Annotated in this window: 14 protein-coding genes; 12 read left to right on the forward strand and 2 right to left on the reverse strand. The window is 59.3% G+C overall.

The window, feature by feature from the left end:
• Positions 1 to 211 precede the first annotated feature (211 nt).
• A complete protein-coding gene (locus JZY08_RS05605; RefSeq protein ID WP_253204051.1) occupies positions 212 to 2,692 on the forward strand; it encodes a ComEC/Rec2 family competence protein in 2,481 nt (826 codons plus the stop codon).
• A 17-nt stretch (positions 2,693 to 2,709) separates the two neighbouring features.
• Here the strand turns inward: JZY08_RS05605 and JZY08_RS05610 are convergent, their stop codons facing one another.
• Both JZY08_RS05610 and lexA read right to left on the reverse strand, forming a co-directional pair.
• A complete protein-coding gene (locus tag JZY08_RS05610) occupies positions 2,710 to 3,387 on the reverse strand; it encodes a glutathione S-transferase family protein (RefSeq protein ID WP_216331268.1) in 678 nt (225 codons plus the stop codon).
• Between the two features lie 441 nt (positions 3,388 to 3,828).
• Complete coding sequence (gene lexA, locus JZY08_RS05615) at positions 3,829 to 4,551, reverse strand: transcriptional repressor LexA (RefSeq protein ID WP_082184195.1); 723 nt, start codon at positions 4,549 to 4,551, stop codon at positions 3,829 to 3,831.
• Between the two features lie 210 nt (positions 4,552 to 4,761).
• On the opposite strand from lexA, the gene JZY08_RS05620 reads away from it, so the two are divergent.
• The 11 genes from JZY08_RS05620 (at position 4,762) to lipA (ending at position 16,164) form a co-directional block, all read left to right on the forward strand.
• Complete coding sequence (locus JZY08_RS05620; RefSeq protein ID WP_216331269.1) at positions 4,762 to 5,643, forward strand: VOC family protein; 882 nt, start codon at positions 4,762 to 4,764, stop codon at positions 5,641 to 5,643.
• Complete coding sequence (kdsA, locus tag JZY08_RS05625) at positions 5,643 to 6,488, forward strand: 3-deoxy-8-phosphooctulonate synthase (protein WP_216331270.1); 846 nt, start codon at positions 5,643 to 5,645, stop codon at positions 6,486 to 6,488. Before JZY08_RS05620 ends, kdsA begins: the two co-directional genes overlap by 1 nt.
• Before the next feature lie 147 nt (positions 6,489 to 6,635).
• Complete coding sequence (gene eno / locus JZY08_RS05630) at positions 6,636 to 7,910, forward strand: phosphopyruvate hydratase (protein WP_137037516.1); 1,275 nt, start codon at positions 6,636 to 6,638, stop codon at positions 7,908 to 7,910.
• Positions 7,911 to 8,253: 343 nt separating this feature from the next.
• Positions 8,254 to 8,571, forward strand: a complete 318-nt coding sequence (locus JZY08_RS05635) for a septum formation initiator family protein (RefSeq protein WP_004441601.1) — start codon at positions 8,254 to 8,256, stop codon at positions 8,569 to 8,571.
• A gap of 153 nt (positions 8,572 to 8,724) precedes the next feature.
• The gene (gene pdhA / locus JZY08_RS05640) at positions 8,725 to 9,768 is read left to right on the forward strand and encodes a pyruvate dehydrogenase (acetyl-transferring) E1 component subunit alpha (protein ID WP_003496181.1); all 1,044 of its coding nucleotides are present in this window, start codon (positions 8,725 to 8,727) and stop codon (positions 9,766 to 9,768) included.
• A 17-nt stretch (positions 9,769 to 9,785) separates the two neighbouring features.
• Entirely contained in the window at positions 9,786 to 11,207 is a 1,422-nt protein-coding gene (locus JZY08_RS05645; protein ID WP_035217464.1) for a pyruvate dehydrogenase complex E1 component subunit beta, read from the forward strand.
• A gap of 14 nt (positions 11,208 to 11,221) precedes the next feature.
• Complete coding sequence (locus tag JZY08_RS05650) at positions 11,222 to 12,580, forward strand: pyruvate dehydrogenase complex dihydrolipoamide acetyltransferase (RefSeq protein ID WP_216331272.1); 1,359 nt, start codon at positions 11,222 to 11,224, stop codon at positions 12,578 to 12,580.
• 12 nt (positions 12,581 to 12,592) lie between these two features.
• Positions 12,593 to 13,237, forward strand: coding sequence for an SGNH/GDSL hydrolase family protein (locus JZY08_RS05655; protein WP_020012452.1), 645 nt, complete (start codon positions 12,593 to 12,595; stop codon positions 13,235 to 13,237).
• Between the two features lie 58 nt (positions 13,238 to 13,295).
• Positions 13,296 to 14,741 (forward strand): dihydrolipoyl dehydrogenase, encoded by a 1,446-nt coding sequence (gene lpdA / locus JZY08_RS05660; RefSeq protein ID WP_216331274.1) that lies wholly within the window; start codon positions 13,296 to 13,298, stop codon positions 14,739 to 14,741.
• A gap of 99 nt (positions 14,742 to 14,840) precedes the next feature.
• Complete coding sequence (locus JZY08_RS05665; RefSeq protein WP_035217455.1) at positions 14,841 to 15,089, forward strand: GlsB/YeaQ/YmgE family stress response membrane protein; 249 nt, start codon at positions 14,841 to 14,843, stop codon at positions 15,087 to 15,089.
• Between the two features lie 103 nt (positions 15,090 to 15,192).
• Positions 15,193 to 16,164, forward strand: coding sequence for a lipoyl synthase (lipA, locus tag JZY08_RS05670; protein WP_035217452.1), 972 nt, complete (start codon positions 15,193 to 15,195; stop codon positions 16,162 to 16,164).
• Positions 16,165 to 16,192 lie beyond the last annotated feature (28 nt).

Here is a 16,192-nt window from a genome sequence, read left to right on the forward strand (position 1 = left end):
TTAAGCGTCTACCGATTAGCTATATGATCCTTGCGCAGATGCCAAGCTATCCGAAGGTCAAATTGTGCATTGCGGCAAACGCAATCGGGTTGCTCCGGGCTTTCCCGGCGATAGCAATTCAATCTCGGTCAACGCACCGTTAAAGGAAAGGATTGCAATCCCTCGCGCCTGCCTGCAAACCTGTTTCCAGTGCGGCAAGGGGCGGCGCAGATTGCTTGGTCAAGGGGAAAAACAGCATTTCGGATATGCCGAAACGTTGCAGGGCGGCTTGCCCGGCACGCGCGATATTCTGTTTCCTCTTCGCCGGACAAGCGATGCCACGACATACGGTACGCCCGCCATCGTTCCTGCCCGAAATCTCAAACATACCGTCACGGAAAAAATAGCCGCATGGGTGGCTGAAGAGCGCGCTTTCGGCCACGATTTTCTTTTCATTCCCGTCTTTATCGGCTGTGGCGCTGTCCTGTGGTTTTCTCTCGATGCCGCGCCGTCGTCGCTGGTTCTGGCTTTCGCTTTTGTGCTTGTCGCAGGCCTGGCGCTCATCGTCAGATATACACCTGGCTTCATGTCGGTGGCCTGCAGCCTTTTCGCTTTTGTTTTGCTCGGCATGCTTCTGGCCGATTTTGAGACCCGGCGGGCGGGAACGGTGGTGCTGGACACGCCCGTCACCACCACCATCACCGGTACGGTTGCGCGCCGGGAGGTTGATGCGCGCGGCTCCTGGCGATATGTGGTTCGGCTGACGGCGACGGAAGCGCCGACATTGTCACGTCCGCCACAGACGATTTCGGTGCTTTCACGCGGCGGCGGGCAACCGGCGGCACTTGGCGCCACCATTCGCGGCAAGGTGCGCCTTTCGCCGCCATCCGGCCCGGCCTTGCCGGGACTGAACGACTTCGCCTTCGCCTCCTATTTCAAAGGAGTAGGGGCGACCGGTTTCTTCTACAAACCGCCACAAACGCTTCCGCCACTCGCGGGTGACGTCAAGGCCGAAACTGGCTGGCTCGAACGGGCCGATATGTGGCTTTACGGACTTCGCAGCGCGATTGCCGAGCGCATACGCTTAACCATCGGCGATGATGCCGGCGCCTTCGCCGCCTCCATCGTCACCGATGAGAGACAGGCAATATCGGCGGAGACGATGGAGGCGCTGCGGCTCTCCGGCCTTGCCCATATCGTTGCGATATCCGGGCTCAACATGGCGCTGGCGTCAGGCATTTTCTTCGTTGGCCTGAGATTGGCCTTCAGCCTGTTTCCGGGCTTTGCACAGCGCTGGCCGGTCAAGAAGATCGCGGCCTTTGCAGCACTGCTGATGACACTCGCCTATTACCTCATTTCCGGTTTTGCCGTCTCCGCCGAACGCGCATGGTTGATGATGTCGGTGATGCTGATCGCAGTTCTTTTCGACCAGCCGTCTCTCAGCCTGAGAAATGTTGCCCTTTCCGCTCTGGTCATTCTGGCTTTCTCGCCATCGGAAATCATGGGGCCGAGTTTCCAGATGTCATTTGCAGCCACCATAGCGCTTGTTTCTGCCTATGCCGCCTGGAGCCGCTGGCGCATTGATCGCGACCGTCTGTTCATCGGGCGCAAACCTGCATGGATGACGGTGGCGGGAACGGTGGGCGCGGTCATCGGCGGTGTTGTCACGACGTCCCTTATCGGCGGCCTTTCGACGGCGATCTATTCGGCTGAACATTTTCACCGTGTCACCACCTATGGACTTTTCGCCAATCTGGCTGCCATGCCGCTCATGTCTTTGATCGTCATGCCATTCGGCCTTCTCGCCATGCTGCTGATGCCCTTCGGGCTCGATGCGCCGTTCCTGAAGATAATGGGGTATGGTATGGCTCTCGTCATCGAGGTTGCCAATGAGGTGGCGTCGTGGGACGGCAGCGCGGCGACGGGCCGCCCGCATGGCTGGTTCATCGGTATTGCCTCGCTGGGTTTCCTGTTGCTGACTTTGTTGCGCAGCCGGCTGGCCCTTCTCGGTATCCCGGTTCTGCTTTTCGCTTTCGCCCTGTCGGCGGCAACAACCTCCCGCGATCCGCCGGATTTGCTGGTGCACGAGGACGGCGAGCTGGTGGCGATGGTGGAGGATGGCAAGGTCTTCACGACCAAAGCGCGGCCACCGGACTTTGTTTATGGCCAGTGGCAGAGAGCGCTGTTGCTGCCGGAAAAACCCGTGCCACCGGTCGTTCTGGCGGCGGAGGCAATCGTGAGCAATGCCGTCTTGGGCCCCAAAACGAAGCTGGCGCCTAAAGAGGTCGCGGCGGTGACAAGGGAGATGACCGTTGCACTGAGAGATGCCGAGACTGGTGTTTTTACCTGCAGGAAAGGCGTGTGGTGCGCAGCGCGCGCCGGCAGCGGCGAGTGGATCATCGTTCTGGAAGACGGCCGCTTTGCCGGAACAGCCTGCGATATCGCCGATATCGTTGTTGTTTCCCGCAGAACCTCTTTCTCACAGTGCCGTTCCGGCGCGCTCCTGCTCAATCGCAACATACTGCGACGTATCGGCTCGTTGGAAATAGACTTTGCCAATATGGACCAGGCAGGGGTGGTGGGGCGGCTGCGCGCCGCAATCTCCGGAACGGACAGGCCGTGGAGCGAACATCGTTATTACGACTGGAAAAGCGGCCGTTTTGATCACGAGGTGCCGGACGCCGTCAACAGGCTGCTGGCGGCGTCAGAATGAGCCGCCAGCTTGGTTCATCAGGCCTTGGCGCGCAGATCCTCGGTCAATTGGCCGATCCCGCCGATTTCCTCTTCATGCGCCGTGTCGCGCCAGGTCTCCTTCAAACCGGCCTCATACCATTCACGCATGGCGGGCAGGGCGAGCAGCCTTTCGTAATAGCTCTTCGCTGCGGGCGAAAGATCCGCGCCGTAGGTCTGGAACCGGAATGCGACCGGGCAGAAGAAGGCGTCGACCGCCGTGAATTTAGCGCCGGCGAGATATGGTCCGCCAAATTTCGCAAGGCCTTCGCTCCAGAGCGCATCGATGCGTTTGATATCGGCCGCAAGTCCGGCATCGCCACCTTTCGGCTTTACCCTTATGCCGACAGACATGGGGTAGAGATTACGCAGCGAGGAGAAGCCCGCATGCATCTCACTGGCCGCCGAGCGTGACCAGGCTCTTGCCTGCTTGTCGCTTGCCCAGACGCCCTGATGTCTTTCGGCAAGATATTCCGCAATCGAAAGCGTTTCCCATACCTTGAAGCCTTCATCGACGAGGCAGGGAACCTTGCCGGTTGGTGAAAACGAGGCAAAGGACACGCCTTCACCGAACGGAACCAGTTTTTCATCGAAGGCGATACCAAGCGTGCGCATCAACACCCACGGCCGCAACGACCAGGAAGAATAGTTCTTGTTGGCTACATAAAGATCGTACATGGCGTATCTCCCGGATATGACGCGCATTTCTACACCTGCCGGACGTCCACGGAATATCGAAAATAATCCATGGCTCCCATAAGCCGTATTGATGAATGGCAGGGCGCAGGCATGGACGGCAGCACCCCGTCAATATCACCACTTGGAGACGGCGGAAATTCGTCACGTGACGCGATGGCGAAAATTCAATCTTGCAAAAACTTTGGCAGAAGTTCTGGCGCTGATCGCGGTCAACGGCACATGCATCGCTTCGCTATATAGACGGAAATATCGGTATGAAAATTGGATCAGTTTCTAAAAGGCGTCGATCCTGAAGGTCGCAGAGTATCGCTTCCTACCGCAAAATCATGGCCTGCTCCGGACCAGCCTTCACACTTATGCAACAGACGTCACCTTCCGATGACGCCTGCTGAAAACTGAACCACGTCCGGTCCCTTATGATCAATGATAGCGGCGGATCAGCCCAACCAGCTTGCCCTGAATCTTAACCCGGTCCGGCCCGAAGATGCGGGTTTCATAGGCTGGGTTTGCTGCCTCCAGCGCGATGGATGCGCCCTTGCGGCGGAAGCGCTTCAGTGTTGCTTCCTCGTCATCCACCAGCGCCACGACGATATCGCCCGGATTGGCGGTGTTGCCGTTGCGGATGATGACGGTATCGCCGTCGAAAATGCCGGCCTCGATCATCGAATCGCCCTTGACCTCAAGCGCGTAATGTTCGCCGGTGCCCAACATGTCCACCGGCACGGCAACATCATGGGTGTTGTTCTGGATGGCGGAAATCGGCACGCCGGCGGCGATGCGGCCCATGACCGGCACGGTGACAGCCCCGCCGAAATCATTGGCAGGCGCCTTGGGGGCAGGGGCGGGTTCCGGCGCCTTCGGTTTGCCGAGACTGCCTTCGATGACGCTCGGCGAAAAGCCGCGCTGCGGCCTTGCTCCGGGCGTATAGGCCTCAGGCAGCTTGATGACTTCCAGCGCCCTCGCCCTATTAGGTAGCCGGCGAATAAATCCGCGCTCTTCGAGGGCGGTGATCAGCCGGTGGATGCCGGATTTCGAGGCAAGATCGAGTGCGTCCTTCATTTCATCGAAGGAGGGCGGCACGCCGGACTCTTTCATTCGTTCATGAATGAAGAGAAGCAATTCCTGCTGTTTGCGCGTGAGCATGAGGAAAACACCCTTGAGAATCGTAGTGGAAGTCGCGAAACAAATACAGAACGAACACTATATGTTCCATATGTGTTCTGCAATCCCCTAAAATTTCGTGAAGCAGCTATCTGTTGTTTTGATGATTTGCCTCATTGCCCGCATTTGTGCTTTTCTTCGGTCCGAACCATTGCGGCCTGGGACTGACTACGCCGCCAGCAGGAAAAAATAATGACGAAACCCGCAAGCGTCGATCATCTCGTTCTGCCCGTGCAGGCTCTCGGAATCGCTGAAAAGCGCGTTGGCGCTCTCGGTTTCACGGTTGCACCGGAGGCTCTTCATCCCTTCGGCACGCAGAACGCCTGTGTTTTTTTCGCTGACGGAACCTATCTGGAACCGCTCGCGATTTCTAATCCGGCTAAATATAATGCCTCGGTGGAGAAGGGGGATGTGTTCACCGGCAGGGATCAGGCCTTCCGGCAGCGTGATAGACAGGAGGGTTTTTCGGCGCTCGTGGCCCGAACCGATGATGCCTTTGGCGATCATGACAGGTTTGCGATCTCAGGCCTCTCGGCAGGCGATGTCTTCGAGTTTTCGCGGCCTCTCCGGATGCCGGACGGTTCGCAGGGTGAAGCGGCGTTTCGGCTTGCTTTTGCGGCGAGCGGATCGGCTGCGGATTTCTTTTTGTTCAGTTGCCAGCGGCTACAGGCCCTGCCGGGCGACCGCACGGCGCTGGAGCGTCATGCCAACGGGGTCTCTGGCCTCAGCGAAATAGTTCTGTTTTCCGGCGGCGATGCAAAGGCGGCGCGCCTGATCGAAACGGTGTTTGGCTGTGAAGGCACGATATCTCCGGATGGTGATATGGTTTTCGTGACCGGCAATGCGCACATCAGATTGACCGGAAAACCGGCTTTCGGCGGGCATGCCGTGAGTGCTTCGGATTGGAGCGACGGCGGATTGCGCGGCGCGGGCATCGTCTTTCTGTCACACGATCTTGCCGTGACAGAAGCGGTGCTTGCTGCTAATGGCGTGTCCTGCGCAAAAGCGGGCGGCCGCCTGGTGGTGCCCGCGGCACCCGGTCAGGGCGTAACATTCGCCTTCGAGGAAAAATGATGAGCGTTACGAACAATCTCAAAGTCACCGCCGGCGATGGCGCCAGCAAGGTTTTCTTCTCCAATTCTGAGCGGTTTTCGCTGATTGCCGGCCCCTGCCAGATGGAAAGCCGGGACCATGCCTTCATGATCGCCGGTGTCCTGAAGGAGCTTTGCGACAAGCTGGGAATAGGGCTTGTCTACAAATCCTCTTTCGACAAGGCGAACCGCACCTCGCTTTCCGGCAAACGCGGCATCGGCCTTGAGAGCGCGATGCAGGTTTTCGCCGATCTCAAGAAGGAATTCGGCTTTCCGGTTCTGACCGACATTCACACCGAAGAGCAATGCGCCATCGTGTCCGAAGTGGTGGACGTGCTGCAGATCCCGGCCTTTCTCAGCCGCCAGACCGATCTTCTCGTCGCCGCCGCCAGGACCGGCCGCGTCATCAACGTCAAGAAGGGCCAGTTCCTGGCGCCCTGGGACATGAAGAACGTGCTTGCCAAGCTCAATGAGAGCGGCAATCCGAATGTACTCCTGTGCGAGCGCGGTGCGTCCTTCGGATACAACACGCTGGTTTCCGACATGCGCTCGCTGCCGATCATGGCATCGCTTGGCGCGCCGGTCGTGTTTGACGCGACCCACTCGGTGCAGCAGCCGGGCGGGCAGGGTGGCTCGACGGGCGGCCAGCGCGAATTCGTCGAGACTTTGGCGCGGGCGGCCGTTGCGGTCGGCGTGGCCGGCCTCTTCATCGAGACCCATGAGGACCCGGACAATGCACCGTCCGACGGCCCCAACATGGTCCACCTGAAGGACATGCCGAAACTGCTGGAAAAGCTTCTGGCTTTCGACGCCATCACGAAAGGCTGAGGGCTGGCCGCTGCGGTGAGCGCCGTTTGAGCCAATCGATTTTAATGGCGGGCGGGCCGTTTCCGCCGTCCGCCGTCATTGTAATTTCTTCGCCATCGTCTAAGACAGGCGACGGAAAATATCTGTTCCATTCCCAAGGGAGAGACCATGACTGCCATTACCGATATCATCGCGCGCGAAATCCTCGACAGCCGCGGCAATCCGACCGTTGAAGTCGACGTTTATCTCGAAGACGGCTCCATGGGCCGCGCTGCCGTTCCGTCCGGCGCCTCCACCGGCGCGCATGAGGCGGTTGAGCTGCGCGATGGCGGCAAGCGTTATCTCGGCAAGGGCGTGGAAAAAGCGGTTGAAGCCGTCAATACCGAAATCTTCGACGCCATCGGCGGTTTCGATGCCGAAAACCAGATCCAGATCGACCAGACGATGATTGCGCTTGACGGTACGCCGAACAAGTCACGCATCGGCGCCAACGCTATCCTCGGCGTGTCGCTCGCTGTTGCCAAGGCTGCCGCTGAAGCCTCCGGCCTGCCGCTTTACCGTTATGTCGGCGGCCCCAACGCACATCTTCTGCCGGTTCCGATGATGAACATCATCAATGGCGGCGCGCATGCCGACAACCCGATCGACTTCCAGGAATTCATGATCCTGCCGGTCGGCGCAGAAAACATCCGCGAAGCCGTGCGCATGGGTTCGGAAGTCTTCCATACGCTGAAGAAAGAACTGGCCGCGCAGGGCCATAACACCAATGTCGGCGACGAGGGCGGTTTCGCACCGGGTCTCGAAAGCGCGCCGGCAGCACTCGATTTCATCATGAAGTCGATCGAAAAGGCCGGTTACCGCCCGGGCGACGACATGTTCATCGGTCTCGACTGTGCCGCAACCGAATTCTTCAAGAACGGCAACTACGTTTATGAAGGCGAAGGCAAGACCCGTTCGCCGATCGAGCAGGCCGAATATCTGGCCGAACTCGTCGCCAAGTATCCGATCATCTCCGTCGAAGACGGCATGGCTGAAGACGACTGGGATGGCTGGAAGGCTCTGACCGATCTCGTTGGCAACAAGTGCCAGCTCGTCGGCGACGATCTCTTCGTCACCAATTCCGCACGCCTTCGCGACGGCATCAAGATGGGCGTTGCCAACTCCATTCTCGTCAAGGTCAACCAGATCGGTTCGCTCTCCGAGACGCTGGATGCGGTTGAGACGGCGCATAAGGCCGGTTACACCGCCGTCATGTCGCACCGCTCGGGTGAGACGGAAGATTCTACCATCGCCGATCTCGCAGTCGCTACCAACTGCGGTCAGATCAAGACCGGCTCGCTTGCCCGTTCGGACCGGCTCGCAAAGTACAACCAGCTGATCCGCATCGAAGAAATGCTGGGCCCGCAGGCGGCTTACGCCGGCCGTTCGATCCTGCGCGGTTAATTCCGGCAGTATTGGTTGTGATGCGGCCCGCCGCCTTGGCGGGCTCATTCAGGGGCGAGCGGTAGCATCCGCATTCCGTCACCCCGGACCCGATCCGGGGTCCAGCGCGATCAAGTCCTTGATCGCGAAAGACTCTCCCCGCAGCGCAGACGCGCTGTGGCTGGATACCGGATCAAGTCCGGCATGACGAGGGTTCTTTTGACGTCGCTGCCATTCTTAGCCCGCCCTCCGGCGGGCTTTTTTGCGCCTATTAGCCAAAGACAATTTAAGGTCAACGGATAGTTAAACAATCAGCCTTAATCTCGAGACTCAAAGGTTATGCGTTTTAAGGCTTCTCTCCGGCATGTGGACCAGACATCATAAAAAGAGACGATTCGGCCGTTTGATCGTTCCGGCCATCACGATCGCTTTTCTTTCCTATTTCGGCTATCATTCCATCCATGGCGACTTCGGCCTTCAGGCGACGGAGCGGCTGGAGCGGCAGCGTATCACCCGTACTGCAGAGCTTGCCAAGCTGACGCAGGCCCGTGTTGCGCTGGAGCGGCAGGTGGAATTGCTGAGCGACGGCTCGCTGGAACGGGACATGATCGATGAGATTTCCCGTTACCAGTTGAATATGTCCCGCACGGACGAAATCGTCATCATGAACACCTATTTCTAATTAACCGAAATCAAGTTAATTAATCTTTTGTGATTTATTCACAGCATCTTAGCGTGAATATGTGCCATGCGTTTAAAGCATTGCTGCATGGCATTTTCTTGCATATGGTACGCGCCACTCTATCCATTCAAACGGCAACTCAGGGAGGGATGAATGGCGCCGCGAAAAACCGCGTCCGTATCCGGCCGAAAGACAACGGCAAAGGCTTCAACCGAATTCACCGGTAAGAACAGCCCGGACTTTTCGAAGGAAGAAGAGCTTCACGCCTACCGTGAAATGCTTTTGATCCGCCGTTTCGAGGAAAAGGCCGGCCAGCTTTACGGCATGGGCTTCATCGGTGGTTTCTGTCACCTCTACATCGGTCAGGAAGCTGTCGTTGTCGGCATGCAGATGTCGCAGAAGGAAGGCGATCAGGTCATCACCGCTTACCGCGACCACGGCCACATGCTGGCGCTCGGCATGAGCGCGCGTGGCGTCATGGCCGAGTTGACCGGACGCAAGGGCGGCCTGTCGAAAGGCAAGGGCGGCTCGATGCACATGTTCTCCAAGGAGAAGCATTTCTACGGCGGCCACGGCATCGTCGGTGCGCAGGTTTCGCTCGGAACCGGTCTCGCTTTCGCCAACCGCTATCGCGGTAACGACAATGTCTCCGTGACCTATTTCGGTGACGGCGCCGCCAACCAGGGTCAGGTCTACGAGAGCTTCAACATGGCCGCTCTCTGGAAGCTGCCGATCATCTATATCGTTGAAAACAACCGCTACGCCATGGGCACGTCGACCGCCCGCGCCACCGCCCAGTCGAACTATTCGCTGCGCGGCCAGTCCTTCGGCATCCCCGGCATTCAGGTGGATGGCATGGACGTGCGCGCCGTCAAGGCCGCCGCCGATCAGGCGCTGGAACATTGCCGCTCCGGCAAGGGTCCGATCATTCTGGAAATGCTGACCTACCGTTACCGTGGTCACTCCATGTCCGATCCGGCGAAATACCGTTCGAAAGACGAAGTGCAGAAGATGCGCTCCGAACATGACCCGATCGAGCAGGTCAAGGCACGGCTTCTGGAGCAGGGCTGGGCAAGCGAGGATGAACTCAAGGCCATCGACAAGGATGTCCGTGATATCGTCGCCGACAGCGCAGACTTCGCCCAGAACGACCCAGAGCCGGATGTATCCGAGCTCTACACCGACATTCTGCTCTGATCGGGAAAGGGAAACCCATGCCAGTAGAAATTCTTATGCCCGCCCTTTCCCCGACCATGGAGGAAGGCACGCTTTCCAAATGGCTTAAAAAGGAAGGCGACAAGGTCACCTCCGGCGACGTGATCGCCGAGATCGAGACCGACAAGGCGACCATGGAAGTGGAAGCCGTGGATGAAGGCGTCATCGGCAAGCTGCTGATCGATGCCGGCACCGAAGGCGTCAAGGTCAACACGGCTATTGCCGTGCTTCTCCAGGACGGCGAAAGCGCCGACGACATTTCTTCTTCCGCCAAGAAAGAAGAGCCGAAGGCTGAAGCTGCAAATTCCGATTCGGATGCGGCTGGCGGCAAGACCCGCGAAGCAACCGAGGAGCCGAGCGCTGCCAAGGAAGCCGCAAAGGTTCCGGCAGCACCCAAGATTGAAGTCGCTGCCGATCCGGACATTCCGGCAGGCACGGAAATGGTGATGACGACCGTGCGTGAAGCGCTGCGCGACGCCATGGCCGAAGAAATGCGCGCCGACGAAAAAGTTTTCGTCATGGGTGAAGAAGTCGCCGAATATCAGGGCGCCTACAAGATCACCCAAGGCCTGCTGCAGGAATTCGGCGAGCGTCGCGTCATCGATACCCCGATCACCGAGCACGGTTTTGCCGGTATCGGCGTCGGTGCAGCGATGACGGGCCTGCGGCCCATCGTCGAATTTATGACTTTCAACTTCGCCATGCAGGCGATCGACCAGATCGTCAACTCGGCGGCGAAGACGCTTTACATGTCGGGTGGCCAGATGGGTGCACCGATGGTGTTCCGCGGCCCCTCGGGTGCTGCCGCTCGCGTTGGCGCTCAGCATTCGCAATGTTACGCCGCCTGGTACAGCCATATTCCGGGTCTCAAGGTCGTCATGCCTTACACGGCAGCGGACGCCAAGGGTCTCCTGAAGGCAGCCATCCGCGATCCGAACCCGGTCATCTTCCTGGAAAATGAAATTCTCTACGGCCAGAGCTTCGAAGTTCCGAAGCTCGATGATTTCGTGCTGCCGATCGGCAAGGCGCGCATTCATCGCAAGGGCAAGGATGCGACCATCGTGTCCTTCGGCATCGGCATGACCTACGCGATCAAGGCGGTTGCGGAACTCGAAAAGCTCGGCATCGACGTCGAACTGATCGATCTGCGCACCATCCGCCCGATGGATCTGCCCACCGTCATCGAATCGGTCAAGAAGACCGGTCGTCTGGTCACGGTCGAGGAAGGTTTCCCGCAGTCATCGGTCGGTGACTTCATCGCCAACCAGGTCATGCGCGCCGCTTTCGATTATCTCGATGCGCCGATCCTGACGATCGCCGGCAAGGATGTTCCGATGCCTTACGCGGCAAACCTCGAAAAGCTGGCTCTGCCGAACGTCGATGAAGTCGTTCAGGCCGTCAAAACCGTCTGCTACAAGTAAGGGGAGGCGTTTCGATGCCGATAAACATCACCATGCCTGCCCTTTCTCCGACGATGGAAGAGGGCAATCTGGCCAAGTGGCTGGTCAAGGAAGGCGACAAGGTCGCACCCGGTGACGTGATCGCCGAGATCGAGACCGACAAGGCGACCATGGAAGTGGAAGCCGTTGACGAAGGCACGGTCGCCAAGCTGGTTGTTCCGGCAGGCACCGAAGCGGTCAAGGTCAACGCCCTGATCGCCATCCTCGCCGCCGATGGCGAGGATGTGGCCGAGGCGGCAAAGGGCGGCGCTGCCGCTCCCGCCGAGGCCGAGGCTCCGAAGCAGGAAGCTGCAAAGGCCGAATCGCCGAAGGAAGAATCTGCCCCGGCCAAGGCTGAAAAGCCCGTGGCTGATCAGGCTGCCGCATCGTCCACACCGGCTCCGGTCGCAGAGTCCGGCGAGCGCATCTTCGCTTCGCCGCTGGCCCGCCGTCTTGCCAAGGAAGCCGGTCTCGACCTCTCGGCCGTTTCCGGTTCCGGCCCGCATGGCCGTATCGTCAAGACCGACGTGGAAAAGGCCGTCGCTTCCGGCGGTGCGAAGGCCGCACCGTCTGCTGCTGCATCCGCAGGCGCACCGGCTCCGGCCCTCGCCAAGGGCCAGTCGGACGAAGCCGTTCTCAAGCTGTTCGAACAGGGTTCTTACGAGCTGGTGCCGCATGACGGCATGCGCAAGGTCATCGCCAAGCGTCTGGTCGAATCCAAGCAGACGGTTCCGCATTTCTACGTTTCGGTGGATTGCGAACTCGATACGCTTCTGGCGCTGCGCGCCCAGCTCAACGCCGCCGCTCCCGAAAAGGACGGCAAGCCCGCCTACAAGCTTTCGGTCAACGACATGGTCATCAAGGCGCTGGCTCTCGCGCTGCGCGATGTGCCTGATGCCAACGTCTCCTGGACGGAAAGCAACATGGTCAAGCACAAGCATTCGGATGTCGGCGTTGCCGTTTCCATTCCGGGTGGCCTGATCACGCCGATCATCCGCAAGGCGGAAGAGAAGTCGCTCTCCACCATCTCCAACGAGATGAAGGACTACGGCAAGCGCGCCAAGGAGCGCAAGCTGAAGCCCGAGGAGTATCAGGGCGGCACGACGGCCGTGTCCAACATGGGCATGATGGGCGTCAAGAGCTTCTCCGCCGTCATCAACCCGCCGCACGCCACCATTCTGGCAGTCGGCGCGGGCGAAGAGCGTGCTGTCGTGAAGAACGGCGAGATCAAGATCGCCAATGTCATGACGGTTACGCTCTCTACCGACCACCGTTGCGTCGATGGCGCGCTCGGAGCCGAGCTGATCGGCGCCTTCAAACGCTACATTGAAAACCCGATGGGCATGCTGGTTTGATCGGAGAGTGAGATGGTGAAGTCGGTCCTCTGCTTTGGCGATTCCCTGACATGGGGATCTGATGCGGAAACGGGTGGCCGGCACAGCCATGACGATCTTTGGCCGAGCGTCTTGCAAAAGGCGCTCGGTCCCGACGTGCACGTGATCCACGAAGGTCTTGGTGGCCGTACTACCGCCTATGACGATCTGACGGCCGATTGTGATCGCAATGGCGCAAGGCTTCTGCCGACGCTGCTGCACAGCCATGCGCCGCTTGATCTCGTCATCATCATGCTCGGCACCAACGACATGAAACCGTCGATCCACGGATCGGCCATTGTCGCCATGAAGGGTATCGAGCGATTGGTGAAACTCACGCGCAATCACGTCTGGCAAGTCGCTGACTGGGAAGCGCCGGATGTTCTGATCGTCGCGCCGCCGCAGCTTTGCGAAACGGCAAACCCCGTGATGGGGGCGATCTATCGCGATGCGATCGATGAATCGGCCATGCTGGCTTCGGTTTACCGGGACCTTGCCGACGACCTCGATTGCGGATTTTTCGACGCCGGGTCGGTTGCCCGCACGACGCCGGTGGACGGCGTTCATCTCGATGCTGAAAACACGCGGGCCATCGGCCGCGGGCTGGAGCCCGTCGTTCGCATGATGCTCGGACTTTGACAACAATTCTCGTTTCGGAACGGCATGCCGTGACCCGATAAGACAAGGCAGGACACCTATGGCTCAATCTTATGACGTCATCATCATCGGTTCGGGACCGGGCGGTTATATTGCCGCGATCCGTGCAGCCCAGCTCGGCATGAAGGTTGCCGTGGTCGAGCGCGAGCATCTGGCCGGCATCTGCTCCAACTGGGGCTGCATTCCCACCAAGGCCCTGCTGCGCACCGCCGATGTGATGCACACCGCCACCCATGCCAAGGATTACGGCCTGACGCTCGAAGGCTCGATCAAGCCTGACGTGAAGGCGATCGTCGCGCGTTCGCGCGGCATTGCCGCGCGCATGAACAACGGCGTCGGCTTTTTGTTCAAGAAGAACAAGGTCGATATCATCTGGGGTCAAGCGAAAATTACCAAGCCGGGCGAAATCGTCGTCGGCAAGTCCACCAAGCCGGTGGTTCAGCCGCAGGGTCCCGTGCCGAAGAACACGCTGGGCGAGGGCACCTATACCGCCAAGCACATCATCGTCGCCACAGGCGCCCGCCCGCGCGCTCTGCCCGGCATCGAGCCCGATGGCAAGCTGATCTGGACCTATTTCGAGGCGATGAAGCCGGAAGAACTGCCGAAGTCGCTGCTCGTCATGGGTTCGGGCGCGATCGGCATCGAGTTCGCCAGCTTCTACCGCACCATGGGCGTCGACGTTACCGTCGTCGAGATCATGAGCCAGGTGATGCCGGTCGAGGATGCGGAAATTTCCACCTTCGCCAAGAAGCAGCTCGAAAAGCAGGGCATGAAAATCCACCTCGAAACCAAGGTTTCCAAGGTGGAGAAGGGTGCGAACTCCATCACCGCGACGCTCGAGAAGAAGGACGGTTCTTCCGAGAAGATCACCGCTGACCGCATGATTTCGGCCGTCGGCGTCGTCGCCAATATCGAAGGTATCGGCCTCGAGGCAGCGGGCGTGAAGACGGATCGCGGTTTCATCGTCATCGACGGTTACGGCAAGACCAACGTACCTGGTATCTATGCCATCGGCGATGTTGCCGGCCCGCCGCTGCTTGCCCACAAGGCCGAACATGAGGCCGTCATCTGCGTCGAAAAGATCGCCGGTCTGCCGAATGTCCACCCGATGGACAAGCTCAAGATTCCCGGCTGCACCTATTGCAACCCGCAGGTCGCCTCGGTTGGTCTCACCGAAGCCAAGGCGAAGGAACAGGGCCGCGACATCCGCGTCGGCCGCTTCTCCTTTGCGGCGAACGGCAAGGCCGTGGCGCTCGGCGAAGATCAGGGCATGGTCAAGACCATTTTCGACAAGAAGACGGGTGAGTTGCTCGGCGCTCATATGGTCGGTGCGGAAGTCACCGAACTCATTCAGGGCTTCGTTGTTGCGATGAACCTCGAGACCACTGAAGAAGACCTGATGCATACGATCTTCCCGCATCCGACCATTTCGGAATCGATGAAGGAAAGCGTGCTCGACGCCTATGGGCGTGTTCTGAACGCATAAGTGCTCCGTGATACCCGGCATTGTTTAACCATGCCGGGTGTCCCATATGTCTCGATGCAGGCTCCTTAAATGGGGCTGGTTCTTTCAGGGAGCGTGGGAATGGAAAGTGTAGGCTGGATTGCAGCGATCATCATCGGCGGTCTCGCCGGCTGGCTTGCGGGCAAGCTCATGGATATGCGCTTCGGCATTTTCATGAACATCATCCTCGGCATCGTCGGTTCGGTGGTTGCGGTTGCGATGCTTCGAACCTTCGATGTTTTCGTGCAGGACAGCAGGCTCGGCTATTTCGTCACGTCGTTCATCGGCGCCAGCCTTTTGCTGTTTCTGGCGAAGCTGGTACGGCGCTGAAAGGCTTCGTGACCGGAAGGGGCTTACGCTTTTTCTGGAATTGTTCTAAAGCATCGGACCAACAGATGTTTAGGTCGCCAGGGGCGATGGAAGCAGGTTTTTAATGGTCACTATTCTCGACAGGACGTCGTCCGACGAAAAGCGCATTCGCCACCCGGAAAAGGCGCATAAGCCCGATACCGAGGTCATGCGCAAGCCGGAATGGATCCGCGTCAAGGCGCCGACATCCAAGGGCTATCACGAGACGCGTGAACTGGTGCGTTCGCACAAGCTGGTGACGGTGTGCGAGGAAGCCGGCTGTCCGAATATCGGCGAGTGCTGGGACAAGAAACACGCGACCTTCATGATCATGGGTGAAATCTGCACCCGCGCCTGCGCTTTCTGCAATGTCGCGACCGGCAAGCCCAATCCGCTGGATATGGCCGAGCCCGAGAACGTCGCCAAGGCCGTCAAGCAGATGGGCCTTTCTCACGTCGTCATCACCTCGGTCGACCGCGACGATCTCGCCGATGGCGGCGCTGAACATTTCGAGAAGGTCATCTGGGCGATCCGTGCGGCATCGCCCAACACGACCATCGAAATCCTCACCCCCGACTTCCTGAAGAAGCCCGGCGCGCTGGAGCGGGTCGTCGCCGCCAAGCCCGATGTCTTCAACCACAATATGGAAACCGTCCCGGGCAATTACCTCACGGTTCGCCCCGGTGCGCGCTATTTCCACTCTGTGCGCCTTCTGCAGCGGGTGAAGGAACTCGATCCCACCATGTTCACCAAGTCGGGCATCATGGTCGGCCTCGGCGAAGAGCGCAACGAAGTGCTGCAGCTGATGGACGACCTGCGCAGCGCCGATGTGGACTTCCTGACCATCGGCCAATATCTGCAGCCGACCCGCAAGCACCACAAGGTCGAGGCCTTCGTGACGCCGGAAGAGTTCAAGTCCTACGAGACGGTTGCCTATACCAAGGGCTTCCTGATGGTTTCTTCCAGCCCGCTGACCCGCTCCTCGCACCATGCCGGCGACGATTTCGAGCGCCTGCGCGCAGCCCGCGAAAAGAAGCTGCTGGCGGCTGCGGAGTAATAGGCGGGTATTGCGCACCAGCGGTGCA

The sequence above is a fragment of the Rhizobium sp. X9 genome (assembly GCF_018873185.1).
Lineage (GTDB): Bacteria > Pseudomonadota > Alphaproteobacteria > Rhizobiales > Rhizobiaceae > Agrobacterium > Agrobacterium oryzihabitans.

Excerpts from the sequence above, each read along its gene's own strand:
- kdsA (WP_216331270.1), top strand. The coding sequence starts at position 5,643 with ATGAGCGTTACGAACAATCTCAAAGTCACCGCCGGCGATGGCGCCAGC.
- lexA (WP_082184195.1), bottom strand. The coding sequence starts at position 4,551 with ATGCTCACGCGCAAACAGCAGGAATTGCTTCTCTTCATTCATGAACGA.
- JZY08_RS05645 (WP_035217464.1), top strand. The coding sequence starts at position 9,786 with ATGCCAGTAGAAATTCTTATGCCCGCCCTTTCCCCGACCATGGAGGAA.
- JZY08_RS05635 (WP_004441601.1), top strand. The coding sequence starts at position 8,254 with ATGTGGACCAGACATCATAAAAAGAGACGATTCGGCCGTTTGATCGTT.
- eno (WP_137037516.1), top strand. The coding sequence starts at position 6,636 with ATGACTGCCATTACCGATATCATCGCGCGCGAAATCCTCGACAGCCGC.
- JZY08_RS05665 (WP_035217455.1), top strand. The coding sequence starts at position 14,841 with ATGGAAAGTGTAGGCTGGATTGCAGCGATCATCATCGGCGGTCTCGCC.
- lipA (WP_035217452.1), top strand. The coding sequence starts at position 15,193 with ATGGTCACTATTCTCGACAGGACGTCGTCCGACGAAAAGCGCATTCGC.
- JZY08_RS05650 (WP_216331272.1), top strand. The coding sequence starts at position 11,222 with ATGCCGATAAACATCACCATGCCTGCCCTTTCTCCGACGATGGAAGAG.
- pdhA (WP_003496181.1), top strand. The coding sequence starts at position 8,725 with ATGGCGCCGCGAAAAACCGCGTCCGTATCCGGCCGAAAGACAACGGCA.
- lpdA (WP_216331274.1), top strand. The coding sequence starts at position 13,296 with ATGGCTCAATCTTATGACGTCATCATCATCGGTTCGGGACCGGGCGGT.
- JZY08_RS05620 (WP_216331269.1), top strand. The coding sequence starts at position 4,762 with ATGACGAAACCCGCAAGCGTCGATCATCTCGTTCTGCCCGTGCAGGCT.
- JZY08_RS05610 (WP_216331268.1), bottom strand. The coding sequence starts at position 3,387 with ATGTACGATCTTTATGTAGCCAACAAGAACTATTCTTCCTGGTCGTTG.
- JZY08_RS05655 (WP_020012452.1), top strand. The coding sequence starts at position 12,593 with ATGGTGAAGTCGGTCCTCTGCTTTGGCGATTCCCTGACATGGGGATCT.